Origin of the sequence: Pseudohoeflea suaedae (assembly GCF_004354915.1) — a bacterium.
Classification (GTDB): domain Bacteria; phylum Pseudomonadota; class Alphaproteobacteria; order Rhizobiales; family Rhizobiaceae; genus Pseudohoeflea; species Pseudohoeflea suaedae.
Window position 1 is genome coordinate 1,992,459 of record NZ_SMSI01000001.1, and the last position, 15,262, is coordinate 2,007,720.

General features: G+C 61.6%; 13 protein-coding genes. 8 read left to right on the forward strand and 5 right to left on the reverse strand.

Annotated elements, in window-relative coordinates; translation table 11 throughout:
• Positions 1–54 precede the first annotated feature (54 nt).
• The 7 genes from E2A64_RS09430 (at position 55) to E2A64_RS09460 (ending at position 8,969) form a co-directional block, all read left to right on the forward strand.
• Positions 55–906: an alpha/beta hydrolase gene (locus E2A64_RS09430; RefSeq protein ID WP_244598200.1), complete on the forward strand. Its 852-nt coding sequence runs from the start codon at positions 55–57 to the stop codon at positions 904–906.
• Between the two features lie 193 nt (positions 907–1,099).
• Positions 1,100–2,536: a UbiA family prenyltransferase gene (locus E2A64_RS09435; protein WP_133284095.1), complete on the forward strand. Its 1,437-nt coding sequence runs from the start codon at positions 1,100–1,102 to the stop codon at positions 2,534–2,536.
• Positions 2,536–3,936, forward strand: coding sequence for an FAD-binding oxidoreductase (locus E2A64_RS09440; protein WP_133284096.1), 1,401 nt, complete (start codon positions 2,536–2,538; stop codon positions 3,934–3,936). The genes E2A64_RS09435 and E2A64_RS09440 overlap by 1 nt, the downstream gene beginning before the upstream one ends.
• A gap of 62 nt (positions 3,937–3,998) precedes the next feature.
• The gene (locus E2A64_RS09445) at positions 3,999–4,445 is read left to right on the forward strand and encodes a DMT family transporter (RefSeq protein ID WP_133284097.1); all 447 of its coding nucleotides are present in this window, start codon (positions 3,999–4,001) and stop codon (positions 4,443–4,445) included.
• Complete coding sequence (locus E2A64_RS09450) at positions 4,442–5,455, forward strand: NAD-dependent epimerase/dehydratase family protein (protein ID WP_133284098.1); 1,014 nt, start codon at positions 4,442–4,444, stop codon at positions 5,453–5,455. Before E2A64_RS09445 ends, E2A64_RS09450 begins: the two co-directional genes overlap by 4 nt.
• A gap of 80 nt (positions 5,456–5,535) precedes the next feature.
• Positions 5,536–6,951, forward strand: coding sequence for an aspartate aminotransferase family protein (locus E2A64_RS09455; protein ID WP_244598239.1), 1,416 nt, complete (start codon positions 5,536–5,538; stop codon positions 6,949–6,951).
• 104 nt (positions 6,952–7,055) lie between these two features.
• Positions 7,056–8,969, forward strand: coding sequence for a potassium transporter Kup (locus E2A64_RS09460; RefSeq protein ID WP_133284100.1), 1,914 nt, complete (start codon positions 7,056–7,058; stop codon positions 8,967–8,969).
• A gap of 3 nt (positions 8,970–8,972) precedes the next feature.
• Here E2A64_RS09460 and E2A64_RS09465 read toward each other — a convergent pair whose 3' ends face one another.
• From E2A64_RS09465 to E2A64_RS09480, 4 genes are all read right to left on the reverse strand, one after another.
• Positions 8,973–9,749, reverse strand: coding sequence for an SDR family NAD(P)-dependent oxidoreductase (locus E2A64_RS09465; protein WP_133284101.1), 777 nt, complete (start codon positions 9,747–9,749; stop codon positions 8,973–8,975).
• A 1-nt stretch (position 9,750) separates the two neighbouring features.
• On the reverse strand, positions 9,751–10,683 hold the full coding sequence (locus E2A64_RS09470; RefSeq protein ID WP_133284102.1) for an SDR family oxidoreductase: 933 nt from the start codon (positions 10,681–10,683) through the stop codon (positions 9,751–9,753).
• Positions 10,680–11,582 (reverse strand): bile acid:sodium symporter family protein, encoded by a 903-nt coding sequence (locus E2A64_RS09475; RefSeq protein WP_133284103.1) that lies wholly within the window; start codon positions 11,580–11,582, stop codon positions 10,680–10,682. Before E2A64_RS09475 ends, E2A64_RS09470 begins: the two co-directional genes overlap by 4 nt.
• 86 nt (positions 11,583–11,668) lie before the next feature.
• The gene (locus E2A64_RS09480; protein ID WP_206662425.1) at positions 11,669–12,988 is read right to left on the reverse strand and encodes a flavin-containing monooxygenase; all 1,320 of its coding nucleotides are present in this window, start codon (positions 12,986–12,988) and stop codon (positions 11,669–11,671) included.
• 74 nt (positions 12,989–13,062) lie between these two features.
• On the opposite strand from E2A64_RS09480, the gene E2A64_RS09485 reads away from it, so the two are divergent.
• Positions 13,063–13,731, forward strand: a complete 669-nt coding sequence (locus E2A64_RS09485) for a TetR/AcrR family transcriptional regulator (RefSeq protein WP_133284104.1) — start codon at positions 13,063–13,065, stop codon at positions 13,729–13,731.
• A gap of 50 nt (positions 13,732–13,781) precedes the next feature.
• On the opposite strand, the gene glnA is transcribed toward E2A64_RS09485, so the two are convergent.
• The gene (gene glnA, locus E2A64_RS09490) at positions 13,782–15,191 is read right to left on the reverse strand and encodes a type I glutamate--ammonia ligase (protein WP_133284105.1); all 1,410 of its coding nucleotides are present in this window, start codon (positions 15,189–15,191) and stop codon (positions 13,782–13,784) included.
• Positions 15,192–15,262 lie beyond the last annotated feature (71 nt).

Below are 15,262 nucleotides of genomic sequence, written 5' to 3' on the forward strand. Positions count from 1 at the left end.
AAGCGATATAGTGGGCCGCCATTCGGCCTATTTAAGCGGGTGATCCCCGCCTTCTTGCTTGTCGCCGGCATTTTTTCACCGGGCGCCGCAGCAGGATTTGAGCTTGAGAGCTTCAAAGACACCCTCTTCGCGCTTCCGCAGGCCCTGTCGGAATCTCCCGACCGGTCGTTCATCGTCGTCGACTACAGGGAAATGCGCGACATCAACGCCCGCGACCAGATACCCGAGCGTCGCGTCAAGCGCAATTATGTCGATCTGTCCGTCCGCAAAAAATCTGCCCTCAGCACTTTCGCGACCAAGGACGGGCGGATGGAAATCGGCATCGCCGGGATGTTCGGCGGCGCGCGTTTCGCGGTGATCTTCATCCATGGGCGCAACGGCGATCGGCGTCTCGGCATGGACGACTACCGGTTCGGCGGCAATTTCAACCGCATCAAGAACCTCGCGGTCCGGAATGACGGCGTCTATATCGCGCCCACGATCGCCGAATTCGGAACGGCCGGTGTGCGTGACGTCGATGCGCTGATCGCAGCCTTTCGACGTCAGAACCCCGGCGCGCCGGTCGTGCTCGCCTGCGGGTCCATGGGGTCGATCATCTGTCTCTCGCTCGCCCGGGATCCGGCTGCTGCCGGCAATCTGGCCGGCATGATCCTGCTTGGCGGGATGCCCGACCCGGAACTCGCGTCTTCGGCGCTCGTCGAGGCTGGCGTGCCGATCACCTTCGTTCACGGCAGCAATGACGGCGTCTACGACTGGAAAAGCCAGCGCGCCGTGTTCGACGCCATCAAGGATGGCCGGAAATCCTATCCGGCGACATTCATTCTTCTCAATACCGGTTCACATGGTTCGCCGGTCCGGATGATCGACTGGCGCGAGACGCTGAACGGCATGTTCGCACGCTACTGACCGATCGTCCCATCCCGCCGGACCTGCGTTCTTGCCGGTGATATTTTATATTTCAGCGATATTTCATAAGCGCGGAAATATTGTCGGGCTCTTAACCATAGCCCTGAAAAGCCTCGGAATCTTCCCCTCTGTTTGCGAATTTGAAGCCAGTCCCGGTGCCTTCTGTACGTCGAAGGCGAAACTGGGGATCGACATGGACGCTCGCAGCGATGTTCGCACAGTTCCGTTGTGCGTTGACCTCGATGGAACTCTGATTGCGACCGATACGCTTTGGGAAGCTCTGGCGCTGTTGTTGCTGCGTCGGCCATGGATGATCCTTGCTGCCATTTACTGGGCGATGCAGGGCAAGCAGGTCCTCAAGCGCGAAGTGGCGTTCCGTTCGGAGCGCGAGCCTGCAGACTGGCCATATCGCGATGCGGTGCTCACGCTCATCCGCAATGCGCGTGCTGAAGGCCGGCCGGTCTGGCTGGTCACGGGCGCGGCGGAAAAGACGGCAACCGGCATCGCAAGCCATCTCGGCCTGTTCGACCGGGTTCTCCATTCCGACGATTGCGAAAACCTGACCGCCACACGCAAGCGTAACCGCCTGATTGCCGAATGCGGGGAGGGCGGCTTCGACTATGTCGGCAACAGCCGGGATGATCTCAAGGTCTTCGATGCGGCCCGCAAGTCGATGATCGTCCAGCCCGACCGTGCCGCGCGGTCTTGGGGCGAGGCCAATGGCGGCACCTTCGTCGATACCGGAAGGGTCTCCCGGATAGCCCTCTTCAAGGCGATCCGCGTTCATCAGTGGCTCAAGAACATGCTGATCGGTGTCCCGCTCGTGCTCGATCACGAATGGGCGAATCCGGTCGCCCTTGCCGCGGTCATCGGCGCGTTCTTCTCCTTCAGTTTCTTTGCCTCGGCGGTCTATATCCTCAACGACATCATCGACCTGGGCAATGACCGCCGCCATGCGCGCAAGCGTTTCCGCCCGATTGCGGCCGGCGCCGTTTCGATACCCGTTGCTCTCGCGGTGGCCGCGTCGCTGCTGGTTGCGTCGATAGGAATCGCGGGCCTGCTGTCGCCGTTCTACTGGCTCACCCTGGCACTCTATGGCGTGACCACGACGGCCTACACCTTCGTCCTCAAGCGCAAGCTTCTCGTCGACGTCTTCACGCTGGCCGGGCTGTATACGCTCCGCATCATGGCCGGTGCCATGGCAATCGACAGCGAACTGTCGTTCTGGCTGCTTGCATTCTCGATCTTCTTCTTCCTCAGTCTGGCGCTGGTGAAGCGTTTCGTCGAACTCGATGAAACCGAGATCGACATGGGAGAGAAGCTCAACGGTCGAAGCTATCTCGGGTCGGACAAGGCGATGGTTGCGCAAGGCGGCGTATCCTCCGCATTTGCCTCGGCGCTGGTTCTTGCGCTCTACATCAACTCGGATCACGTGCAGTCGATGTACAGCGCGCCGTGGCTCATCTGGCCGCTCTGCCCGATCATACTCTACATGCTGCTGCGGATATGGATCCTCGCCGGACGGTCGCAGATGCATGACGATCCGGTGGTCTTCATCATGCGCGACTGGCGCAGCCAGGCGACGATGGCGGTTGGTGCCGCTCTCGTCATCATTGCGACGTTGCACTGATGCCCCGTCAATTCGACAGCTGGGGCCGGCTTGACCGACATGAACGGCAGAGCGCGACCATCGAGAGCCTCGATCCGGCTGCCGATGACGGGAGCGTGCTGGCTTTCGGCAATGGCCGCTCCTACGGCGACAGTTGCCACAATGACGACGGGCGGCTGATCCCCATGCGACCGGGGGCCCGGATACATGCTTTCGATCCCGGCAGCGGCATTCTCGAAGCCGATGCCGGCGTGACGCTTCAAGAAATCCTCGAGCATGTCATTCCCCACGGCTTCTATCTCGAAGTCACGCCGGGAACCGCGCTCGCTACGCTCGGCGGCGCAGTCGCCAATGACGTTCACGGCAAGAACCACCATCGTCGCGGCTCCTTCGGCCACTCGGTGATTTCGTTTGATCTTCTGCGCTCGGATGGCCCGGCTCTTCGCTGCAGCCGGCAGGAAAATCGCGAATTCTTTTCGGCCAGCATCGGCGGCATGGGTCTCACAGGCGTGATGACGCGCATCCGGATCCGGCTGATGAAGGTCGCATCTCCCGATATCCGCCAACTCGCCTGCCGGTTCGACAATATAGACGGCTATTTCGACCGCATCGACGCAATCGACCGTGAGCACGAATATTCGGTTGCCTGGATCGACCAGCTCGCGACCGGGAAGTCGACCGGGCGAGGGGTTCTCATGGCCGGCAACCATGCCGAGGCCGGCGATCGGGTGAGCGCGTCGCGGCGCCATCTCTCCGTGCCGTTCCAGCCGCCGGTCAATCTGCTCAACCGCCTGACGTTGAAGGCCTTCAATGCGCTCTACTACGGCCGCGCGCCGCAGCAGGAAACCCGCAGCCTTGTCGGCTGGCGCGGCTATTTCCATCCGCTCGACGCGATCGGGGAGTGGAACAGGCTGTATGGCCCGAAGGGTCTCTATCAGCACCAAAGCGTGTTTCCGGCCGACAAGGCGCGCGAGACTGTGCTCGAGCTGATGGAATGCGCCCGTAGGCATGGTCATGCCTCATTCCTGACGGTCCTCAAGCGTTTCGGCGCATTGCCGCAGCCGGGCCTTCTGTCCTTCGCGAGGCCCGGTTTCACGCTGACGCTGGATTTTGCCAACCAGGGTGCGGCGACGCTCGAAATGCTTGCGGCACTCGACGAGATCGTTCTTGCCGCCGGAGGCGCACTCAATCCCTACAAGGATGCGCGCATGAGCGCGCAGATGTTTGAAGCGTCATTCCCGGATTGGAGGCGGCTCGAAGAGTTGCGCGATCCGAAAATCGTTTCGGATTTCTGGAAACGAACCGCGCTCGCATTACCCGCCGACCGGGTGGATGCCGGCGCACCGGCCGGCCGCAAGGACGGCGTCGAAACGTGCCAAAATGAAAACGCCGACAATTTGAAACAAATAAACCTGCCCTGATGAACGGTTTCTTGGCGTTTTTAGACTAAGACGATTGCTGGAATTACTGGAGTGGACAGCGCATGAAGTACATTGTCTTCATTCTTTTTACCGTTCTGACGAACGCTGCGGCTCAGCTTATGCTCAAGCAGGGCATGATGACGCTCGGTCCTCTCAACTTCACCGCTGAAACCGCGATAGCGAGGATTTTCCAGATCCTCTTCAACCCATGGGTCTTTGCAGGGCTTGCGACCTTCGTCATCTCCATGGCGTCGCACCTTTTCGTGCTGTCCAAGGTCGAGCTGTCCTTCGCCTATCCGTTCCTGAGCCTCGCCTATGTTGCGGTCGCGGTATTTGCATACTTCGTCTTCCGCGAGGATCTCAATGCCTGGCGCATCGCCGGGATCGCCTTCATCTGCGTCGGCACCGTCCTGATTGCCCGGTCGGGCAGCGGCGAGCACAAGGCGCATACGCTTGAAACCGCGGCCATCGAGCCGGTTACCCCAGTCACGAGTGAGATTTCGCGATGAAACACATCATTTTCGGCGGCGACGGCTTTGTCGGCCGCCACTTGGCCCAGAAACTGCTCGCCGATGGCGAGGAAGTGATCGTCGCGGACATCGTGTTCGACAATCGGTCGTTCTATTCGGGTGCAACCAAGATCGCCTGCGACGTGACAAGCCGCGATGCGGTGCGCGCTATCCCGATCGAACCCGAAGACATGGTCTACAACCTGTCGGCCAAGATGCTTTCGCCGCTCCAGATCCGCGCCAAGCGCCACGAGTTCTTCTATCCGGTCAACTATGACGGTACCAAGAACATCATCGAGGCGATGGACAAGGCGGGCGCCAGAAAGCTCGTACACTTCACCACCGACATGATCTACGGCCACACGCTGACCTTCCCGATGACGGAAGACCATCCTGTCGCGCCCCTCGGGGAATACGGCCAGTCCAAGCTCGACACCGAACATCTCGCCGCCGAATGGCGTGAGCGCGGCATGTCGATCTCGCTGTTCCGGCCGCGCCTCATCATCGGCCCGGGACGCCTCGGCATTCTCGAGAAGCTCTTCAAGCTGATCGACGCCAATTTGCCTGTTCCGATGATCGGCTCGGGCAGGAACCCCTATCAGTTCATCTCGGTCTTCGATTGCGCCGAAGCGGCCTATCTGGCCTGGAAGGCGGGCGTGCCCAACGAGGCCTACAATCTCGGCTCGATCAATCCTCCCCCCGTGCGCAAGCTTCTCGGCGATCTCGTCAAGCATGCCGGTTCCCGTTCGATCCTGCTGCCGACGCCGGCCTGGGCAGTCAAGCGCACGCTGGATCTGCTCGACTACATGAACATGCCGATCATGGATCCCGAGCAGTACCTGATCGCCGACGAGAACTGCGTGCTCGATGTCGGCAAGGGAGCGCGCCAACTCGGCTGGGTGCCGCAATATCGCGACGAGGACATGCTGATTGCCGCCTATGACGAGTATCGCGCCAAGAAGGCCGGTGCCCCGGTGCCAGGCGACGCCAACGTCGCTCCGGCCGAATGAACTCGAGGGAGACAGGACAAGCCATGCTCGATACACCAGTACGCAGGAAGACCGACGCCCCATCGCTTGCCGACGAGGGCATGCCTGGCCGTCCCACGCTTCTGAGCGTCGATGACGCCAAGGCGATGAGCGTGGCCAAGATGACCGACCTGTTCCGCGATCACATCAATCCGGGACAGCTCCACTTCATGAAGCTTCTCGGCTTCGACAAGGTGAAGATCGAGAGCGCGTCGGGGATGTATTATACCGACCAGAACGGCCGGAAGATCCTCGATTTCTTCGGTGGCTTCGGTTCGCTCGCTTTTGGTCATAACCATCCGCGCATCATCGAGGCGCGCAAGAAATTCCAGGACGAGGACCGTCACGAGATCGCCATCGCCTTCATGAGCCAGTATGCGGCGGCGCTTGCGAAGAACCTGGCCGAGATCTCCCCCGGCGACCTCGACATGGTGTTTCTGGGGTCTTCCGGTTCGGAAGCCATGGAAGCCGCACTCAAGGTTGCCGAACGGGCGGCCGGTCCGTCGCGTCCGAAGGTCGTCTATGCCGAGAACTCGTTCCACGGAAAGACCAAGGGCGTACTCTCGATCACGGATTCACCGCTTTACCGCGGCGAGTTTCGCCTCACCGACAACGGGGTCAAGGTTCCCTTCGGCGATATCGAGGCGATCCGGAACGCCTTCGAGGCCGATCCGCAGATCGGCGTGATCGTTCTCGAAACCATTCAGGGCGGCGGCGGTATCGTTCAGGCACCCCCGGGATTCTGGCAGGATCTGCGTGCCCTGTGCGACAAGCATGGTGTTCTCTGGGTGGCTGACGAGGTTCAGTGCGGCATGGGTCGCTCCGGCCGCTTCTACGCCTTCCAGCATGCGGGCGTCGTGCCCGACGTGACCGCGCTCGCCAAGTCGCTCGGCGGCGGCAAGACGGCCATGGCCGCCATGATCGCCCGTCGCGAAATCTACATGAAGGCCTATGGCACGCCCAAGTCCGCCATGATCCATGCCCAGGCCACCTTCGGCGGCATAGGCGAGGCGTGCGTGACGGCGATCGAGGGTCTCAACATCATGTATGACGAGAACCTGATCTGCAATGCGGCCGCCGTCGGCGACTATCTGCTCGAGAGACTTGACCACTTGAAGTCCCGTTATCCGCAGATCGTCAAGGACGTGCGCGGGCAGGGACTGATGATAGGTCTCGAATTCCAGGATTTCTCGCAGACGCTTCCCGCCCTGCTGCGCCCCATGGTGGCTATGCTCGACGACAAGCTGAAGGGCTCGCTTTCGGGGTTCGTGGGCGCCGAACTGCTGCGCGATCACAACGTCCTGGTGGCCTTCACCGAATATAACCGCAACGTCATCCGGCTCGAGCCGCCGCTCATCTGCGAGCGCAAGCATGTCGACGAGTTCGTGGATGCGCTGGACGCGGTTCTTGCCCGCGGTGTCGCCCGTATCGTGCGCGACTTCATCGCGACCCAGGTCAAGGGCAAGCAGAAGGCCTGACGCCGGACAGAGGCAACAAAATCGCGCGGCGCGGAGGGTTTACGGAACCCGTCGCGCCGCGCTAGCGTTTCCGGCATGGAGTTCTCCACAGCCGGAAAGCGCTGATGTCATCCATCGACAGCAAGATCGACGATCCCGTACCCCCCAAGAAAAGTCATGCAGCACAGGCCGGAAGCGGGGCGCTTGCCCTCGGGGCTCTCGGCGTCGTCTACGGTGATATCGGTACCAGTCCGCTCTACGCGCTTCGCGAAGCGGTACGAGCCGCCGCCGGTGACGCCGCTCCGGACGACAGCCAGGTCATCGGGGCGTTGTCGATCGTGTTCTGGGCGCTCATCCTCGTGGTCGCCGTCAAATATGCGATCTTCGTGTTGCGGGCCGACAATGAGGGCGAGGGCGGTACGCTCGCCATCATGACCATCGCCAAACAGGCAGCGAAGAACCATCCGGGCAAGGTGCTGTTTCTCGGCATGCTGGGTGCTTCGCTGTTCTTCGGCGACGCCGTCATCACTCCGGCCATTTCCGTGACGTCCGCTGTCGAGGGGCTGCAGATCGCTGCGCCCTCGATCAGCCACTTCACGGTGCCGATCGCCATCGGCATCCTCGTCGGCCTGTTCGTGGCCCAGAGATTCGGAACCGGCGGCGTGTCCCGCATCTTCGGACCGGTCACGCTCGTGTGGTTTCTGGTCCTCGGCGCGATGGGGGCCGTTCACATCGCCGACGACCCGACCGTCTTCAGGGCGCTCAATCCCTTCGAGGCGGTCCGTTTCGTCCATGCCAATGTCGAAGTGGCAGCCGTCGTCATCGGCGCCGCCTTTCTGGCGGTCACCGGCGCCGAAGCCCTCTATGTCGACCTCGGCCATTTCGGTCGCAAGCCGATCCTGCTCGCATGGTTCGGGCTGGTGCTGCCGTGCCTGTTGCTGAACTATTTCGGGCAGGGGGCCTATCTGCTTGCCTCTTCAGCCCCTGTCGACCAGCCCTTTTTCCAGATGGCGCCGGACTGGGGCCACATTCCCCTCGTCATTCTCGCGACCATTGCGACCGTCATCGCCAGCCAGGCGGTGATTTCGGGCGCCTTCTCGCTCACCCGTCAGGCGATCCAGCTCCACATGCTGCCGCGCATGAATATCGTGCATACCTCCGCCACCCAGACCGGACAGATCTACATCCCGCAGGTCAACTGGATGCTGCTCGCATGTGTTCTTCTGCTCGTCGTGGGGTTCGGTTCCTCCGAGCATATGGCCTCGGCCTACGGCATCTCGGTGACCGGAGAAATGATGGTGACGACGCTGCTCCTGTTCATCGTCATGCGCGGCAAATGGCACTGGAGCTTGCCGGTGGCGCTCGCTGTCGCCACGCCGGCCTTCCTCATCGATTTCATGTTCCTCGGTGCCAACGCGCTCAAATTCTTCGAAGGCGGCTGGGTGTCGGTCACCATCGCCTCGATCCTTCTGCTGATCATCTGGACCTGGCGCCGCGGCAGCAGGCTTCTGTTCCAATTGAGCCGCGCCTCCGAGACCAAACTCGACGAGCTGATCAGGCAGCTCGGTTCGAAGCCGCCCGATTTCGTCGACGGAACGGCGGTGTTCCTGACCGCGGACACCGAGACCGCGCCGACGGCGCTCATGCACAGCTTGAAACACTACAGGGTTCTGCATCGTAGAAACGTGCTTCTGACGGTCGCCACGCGTCCGCAGCCGCGCGTGCCCGATGACGAGAAGATCGACTATGAGGAGATCAACGAGCATTTTGCCCGGCTGACGATCAATTACGGCTTCATGGAGGATCCGAACCTGCCGGCCGCACTCGTGATCGCCCGCAAGAAGGGGATCAAGTTCGAACTGATGACGACGTCCTTCTTCCTTTCGCGGCGGTCGCTGGTGCCGTCGAAGGAGGCGGGGATGCCGCTCTGGCAAGACCATCTGTTCCTCGCCCTGTCGCGCAATGCGTCGGACGCCTCGACCTATTTCCGGTTGCCCACGGGACGCGTGGTCGAGATCGGGGCCCAGGTCGTCATCTGAGGCTCACGGGGCCTTGCCGCGCATGTTGCGCTCCATCAGCCGCTGGAAAAGCCGGGGCGAGAGACGATTGATCCACCAGGCGAATTTGGCGATACGGCCCACCGGAATCATCGGACAGGCCTTGTCGTAGCCCTTCAGGATGACCGCGGCCGCATCGTCGGGCGTCATGTAGTCGATCCCGTCACCGGCCGAGCCCGGACGCGCGATTCCGTCGGCCTGGCGTTGATCATTGCCGATATTGGTGGCGACGAAAGACGGTGCTGCGATCAGGGTCTTGACCCCATAGCCCTTTTCCTCCGACCGCAGAGATTTGAAAAAGCCTTCAACCGCATGCTTGGAACCCGCATAGGCCGTGCGGTGGTAGAGCGGGGAAAAGCCCGCGACCGATGAAATGGCGAGGTGGGTGCCGCGTGCGGTGCGAACGGATTTGAGAAAGGCACGCGCCATCTCCACGGCGGCGAAATAGTTGATTTCGAATACCTTGCGGTGCGAGGCCTCGTCCGAACCCTCGAAAGCGCAAATCTGGGTGATACCGGCATTGTAGATGACGAGATCGATCTCCGGATAGGTCTTGAGGATCTTGGCAAAAGCGGTCCGGCGGGCATCGGGGTCGGTGAGGTCGCAGGTAACCGGCCACTGGCATGCCGTGGTCGGCAGCCTGCCGGTATCGCGGTCGATGAGAATCGTCATCCAGTTGCGTTCCTGGAGAGCGCGGGCCAGGGCCTGGCCGAGGCCGCCCGCGCCACCGGAGATCACTGCCGTTTTCGTCCTGTCCTTCATCTCAGAGTCCCGCCCATTTGCGCCAGAGCTCGAACGTCTCGGCGCTGGTCTTTTCCGGCACGTAGCCGAACTCGGTCTTCAGCGCATCATTGGCTAGTACCGGGCGGTACTGCAGAAACCGCACCTGCTCGGGTCCGTAGCGGCTCAGGCCAAGCGGTTTGGCCACGGCGAGGGCGGCTTTCACCAGCCAGACAGGCAGGCGCGTCACCGGCTTTCCCAATATTCCGGAGAGATCGTCCATGCCGAGGGCGCCGTCACCCGCAACATTGTAAATCCCGGGCGGACCGTCTGTCGCGGCGCGTTTGAGAATGCGCGCCAGATCGCGGGTCCAGATGAAGACGAAGGGGCTCTCGCTGCCCTTCAGTGCGAGAAGCTTCGGCTTTCGGAACAGTGCGGTTATCTGGTTGTCGGTGCCTTCGCCGAGCACCGTTCCGACCCTGAGGACGACCTGTTCCAATTCCGGGTGATCGCTCCGGGTCTTTGCCAGCATCTCCTCGACCAGCCGCTTGTGATGGGCATAGGGAAATTCGTGGTTTCCACGGATCGGATCGCTCTCCGTGAGCGGCACGGCGTTGTCGGCGTGATAGCCATAGGCCGCTCCCGAGGACGTCACCACCAGCCGCCGGACATTGGCCGCGAGTGCGGCGTCAATGACATTGCGTGTGCCGGTGACGTCCACATCGTAGGCGAAACCCCGGCCCGTTCCCCTGGGCGGGTTCACGACGGAGGCGAGGTGCACGATCACATCGGGCCTGGTGCGGGCGATGACCTCGGCGGGATCGGATTCCCGGACGTCCATCGTCTCGAAGGACGCGTTGTCAGGCAGGTGTTTCGGGCGTGACTTGTCGGTCGCGATCACCTCGTGCCCCTGAAGTTCTTCAAGGAGCGCTGTGGCAACCATCCCGGCCGCACCTGTGATCAGGATGCGGCTCATCTCGCGGCTTCCGTCCGGCTCATGAGCGAGGCGAGGGCAATGCCCGATATCGCGTGCCAGATGCCCCAGGCGGCCGCCACAACGGCCATGCCGCCGAGGCCCTGGAAGAACGCAAAGATCAGGACAAGGCCGAGCCCCGAATTCTGGATGCCGGTCTCGATGGTCACGGCGCGCCGGTCGAAGGGTGACAGGCGGAAGACCGTGGCCGTCATGTAGCCGCTCAGAAGCGCCAGGGCGTTGTGGATGAAGACGAGCGTGAAGACCGCGCCGATGAATTGCAGGAAGAAACCCCAGTTTGCTGACAGCGCGAGCACGATGAACAAGGTGAAGATCGCCATCGAGAGCCATTGCAGGGGGCGGTTGATCTTCGCGGTGATATCCGGGCGCAGCACGTTGAGCGTGATGCCGAGAATGAGCGGCAGAACCAGCATGAGGCCGACGGTGACGGCCACCTGCAACGGGTCTATGTGCGTGGCGCGCAGGATTTCACGGGTCGGCGCGTAGAGGTTGCCCCAGAGCGCGATATTCGCCGGCGTCAGCACGATCGCGCCGACGGTCGCAATGGCGGTCATGGAAACCGACAGCGCCGCGTTGCCGCCCGCCCGGTGGGTGATGAAGTTCGAGATGTTCCCGCCGGGGCATGCCGCCACCACGATCAGCCCGAGCGCGATCGACGGGCTGGGCGCGGTGATCAGAAGCATGATGAAAGTGATGACGGGCAATATGATGAATTGCGAGAAGAGCCCGACGAGCAGCGACTTCGGCGCCTTGAGCAATCTCCTGAAATCGTCCGGCGTGAGGTCGATGGCGATGGAAAACATGACGATCGCCAGCACCGCGTTGAGGATCTGCAGCGAAGCTGGACTGAAATTCAGAACGACGTCGTCTATGCTTTCCACGGAATTGCTCTCCCATCGTCTCGCCGGTTGTATCCGGCTCTTTTCCGTTTCTTATCAGGGAATGCTTTACATGCCCTACGACTTTCTCAGGCGCTTGTTAGCTTCCGGATCCAGCCGGTCACCGCGTTCCGGTATGTCGCCTTGTCGACGTAATAGGCCATGCGCGCAATCTTGAGATAATTCATGCCGCCGGTGGCCCGCTCGAAGTCGCCGGCTTTCTCGGCCTTGAGTTTTCGCGCGGCCGCGTTGCCGTTGCGCAGACCCGCGACATAGCGCGCCACCATCTCGGCCTGCTCATGCCGGCCCTGCCAGCCCAGCCCGCTCGCCTCCACCATGCCGAGGACGAAAATGTCGTCGCGTTCGGGATGCATGGCATTGAGGTAGAGGTGAGGGGCGTCGCCTTGCCAGTTGAGCCACTGCCTGTCGATGAATGGATAATGCAGCCTGTAGCCGGTGGCGGCGACGATCATGTCAAATTCGCTACTCGTTCCGTCGGTGAAATGGACAGTGTTGCCGTCCATGTTGGCAATGTCGGTACGGACCTTCAGGTCGCCATGGCCGGCGTGGAACAAGACCAGCGAATTGACCACCGGGTGGCTTTCGTAAAGCGCGTAATCCGGCTTCGGAAAACCGTATTTCGCCGGATCGCCGACAAACCATTTCAGAACCATGCCGTCGATCTTGCGCTTGAGCCACATCGGCAGCTTGATACTGCCGCCGAGCGTGTCGGCGGGTTTGCCGAATATGTATTTCGGCACGAAATAATAGCCGCGCCGCATGGAGAGATCACAACTGACGCCATGATGGATCGCATCGACCGCGATATCGCAGCCGGAATTGCCGGCCCCGACGATCAGCACGCGCTTGCCGTCGAACTGGCTGGCGCTGCGGTATTGCGAGGAGTGTATCAGTTCGCCGCCGAATGCACCGGGAAAGTGCGGCAGGTTCGGTTCGGACAGCGTGCCATTCGCGATCATGACGCCGGCATATATCGCTTCGTGCTCGCCCCCGGCATCCTTCCAGGCGACGCGCCAGCCGTCGCCGTTGCCGCCGAGGGGTTCCAGCCTCGTGACCTCCGCCCCGAATTTGTAGCGCTCATAGAGACCGTAATGATCGGCAAAATCCTGGAAATAGGCCTTCATCTCGCGATGGGACGGATACTCCGCCACATCCTCGCGCATCGGATAGTCGGTGAATTCCGTCATCGACTTCGACGAGATCAGGTGTGCGGATTCGTACATCGTCGATCTCGGATTATCGATGTTCCACAATCCACCCACATCGTCGCCGAGTTCGAAACCGTCATGGTCGACGCCTTGCTCCGCCAGCGTCTTCGCCGCGGCCAGGCCCATCGGCCCGGCGCCGATCAGTGCGAATTTCTGCCGTGTATCCATCCCGTGCGGCATAGATCCTCCTCCTCGAAGAGCTTGCTTCACGCCTTTAAATTGAACGATCGTCCAAAATATGCAAGATGGCAGACATGAAATCGGCAACGAGCCAAGAAAAGATGCGGCAGCGCGCGCCGTCCAGGCGCTCGCTGGAGACACGGGCGCGCATACTCGACGCGGCTGAACTGCTGTTTGCCGAGCGCGGCTTCGACGGAGCCTCGATCCGCGATATCGCCGCGGTCGCTCAAACGCAGGCCGGGCTGGTTCATCATCACGGGGAGGGCAAGGAAGAACTCTTCCGTCAGGTCGTTGCCCGGCGTGCCGACGAACTTTCTGCGCTGCGTCTGGCCGCGCTCGATGCATGCAGGGCTCGGGGGCAGACGGATCTGGCGGCGCTTCTGCGCTGTTTCGTCGGTCCTTATGTCGAGCGCGCCGAGAGCGGCGGCCCGCAATGGCTCGCCTATGCGCGTCTCATTGCCCATGTGTCCGCCGATCCGCGCTGGCGTGCGATTTCTTCGCGCCATTTCGATGCGACTGCGACCATCTTCATCGACGAGATTGCCGCGCTTTATCCGGATGCATCGCGCGAAAAGATCGCCACCGGCTTTGTCTATTCCGTCGCGGCGATGCTGGCGCTTCTCACCTCGCGCTGGCGAGTGGGAGAATTGTCCGGGAGCGAAACGCCGGAAGGCGCCAGGGGCGGGCTTGAAGATCTGGTGACCTTCTGTGCGGCCGGCATTTCAGCGGCAATCGCGAAATGAAAAACCCCGGCACGAGGCCGGGGTTTCCTTGTTCCGAAATCGACCCGAAATCAGGCCGAATAGTACATGTCGAACTCGACCGGGTGCGGCGTCATTTCGAAACGCATCACTTCGGCCATCTTCAGTTCGATGAAGGCATCGATCTGGTCGTCGTCGAACACACCGCCGGCGGTCAGGAACTTGCGATCCTTGTCGAGGCTTTCCAGCGCTTCACGCAGCGAACCGCAGACGGTCGGGATCTTCTTGAGTTCCTTGGCCGGCAGATCGTAGAGATCCTTGTCCATGGCCTTGCCCGGATGGATCTTGTTCTTGATGCCGTCGAGGCCGGCCATCAGCATGGCCGCGAAAGCCAGATACGGGTTGGCGGTCGGGTCCGGGAAGCGGACTTCCACGCGCTTGGCCTTCGGCGAGGAGCCGAACGGAATGCGGCAGGACGCCGAACGGTTGCGCGCCGAATAGGCGAGCAGGACCGGGGCTTCGTAGCCCGGCACCAGACGCTTGTAGGAGTTCGTCGACGGGTTGGTGAAGGCGTTGATTGCCTTGGCGTGCTTGATGATGCCGCCGATGTAGAACAGGCAGTTTTCCGACAGGCCGGCATATTCGTCACCCGCGAAGGTCGGCTTGCCGCCCTTCCAGATCGACTGGTGCACGTGCATGCCCGAGCCGTTGTCGCCGAAGATCGGCTTCGGCATGAATGTCGCGGTCTTGCCATAGGCATTGGCCACCTGGTGGACGCCGTACTTGTAGATCTGGGTCTTGTCGGCCTGACGGGTCAGGGTGTCGAAGACCATGCAGAGCTCGTGCTGCGACGAGGCGACTTCGTGGTGGTGCTTTTCGACGGTCAGGCCCATTTCGGCCAGTACCGTGAGCATCTCGGAGCGCATGTCCTGGCAGCTATCGACCGGAGGAACCGGGAAATAGCCGCCCTTGACGCGCGGACGGTGGCCGAGGTTGCCGGTCTCGTAGTCGGCGTCGTCGTTCGACGGCAGCTCGGTCGAATCGAGCTTGAAGCCGGTATTGTACGGATCAGCCTTGTACTTGACGTCGTCGAAGACGAAGAATTCCGGCTCAGGGCCGAAATAGGCGGTGTCGCCGACACCGGCCGCCTGCAGATAGGCTTCCGCCTTCTTGGCGGTCGTGCGCGGATCGCGGTTATAGGCTTCGCCCGAGACCGGGTCGAGCACGTCGCAGATCAGCACCATTGTCGACTGTGCGAAGAACGGGTCCATGTGCGCCGTCGCCGTATCGGGCATGAGCACCATGTCGGACTCGTTGATGGCCTTCCAGCCCTGGATCGAGGAGCCGTCGAACATGACGCCGTCGGCGAACATGTCCTCATCGACTGCGGACACATCCATGGTGACGTGCTGCAGCTTGCCCTTCGGGTCGGTGAAGCGAAGGTCAACGAACTTGACGTCGTTGTCCTTGATATTTTTCAAGATTTCGTTGGCAGTCGACATAACTGGGCTCCCTGAAAGAATTAGTTCGCGGCTTCTGGGCGATACCGGCCGCGCTGTCCGAAAGAAGGACT

Coding starts and splice junctions, on each gene's coding strand:
- E2A64_RS09435 (WP_133284095.1), top strand. CDS start 1,100: ATGGACGCTCGCAGCGATGTTCGCACAGTTCCGTTGTGCGTTGACCTC.
- E2A64_RS09440 (WP_133284096.1), top strand. CDS start 2,536: ATGCCCCGTCAATTCGACAGCTGGGGCCGGCTTGACCGACATGAACGG.
- E2A64_RS09445 (WP_133284097.1), top strand. CDS start 3,999: ATGAAGTACATTGTCTTCATTCTTTTTACCGTTCTGACGAACGCTGCG.
- E2A64_RS09450 (WP_133284098.1), top strand. CDS start 4,442: ATGAAACACATCATTTTCGGCGGCGACGGCTTTGTCGGCCGCCACTTG.
- E2A64_RS09455 (WP_244598239.1), top strand. CDS start 5,536: ATGCCTGGCCGTCCCACGCTTCTGAGCGTCGATGACGCCAAGGCGATG.
- E2A64_RS09460 (WP_133284100.1), top strand. CDS start 7,056: ATGTCATCCATCGACAGCAAGATCGACGATCCCGTACCCCCCAAGAAA.
- E2A64_RS09465 (WP_133284101.1), bottom strand. CDS start 9,749: ATGAAGGACAGGACGAAAACGGCAGTGATCTCCGGTGGCGCGGGCGGC.
- E2A64_RS09470 (WP_133284102.1), bottom strand. CDS start 10,683: ATGAGCCGCATCCTGATCACAGGTGCGGCCGGGATGGTTGCCACAGCG.
- E2A64_RS09480 (WP_206662425.1), bottom strand. CDS start 12,988: ATGCCGCACGGGATGGATACACGGCAGAAATTCGCACTGATCGGCGCC.
- E2A64_RS09485 (WP_133284104.1), top strand. CDS start 13,063: ATGAAATCGGCAACGAGCCAAGAAAAGATGCGGCAGCGCGCGCCGTCC.
- glnA (WP_133284105.1), bottom strand. CDS start 15,191: ATGTCGACTGCCAACGAAATCTTGAAAAATATCAAGGACAACGACGTC.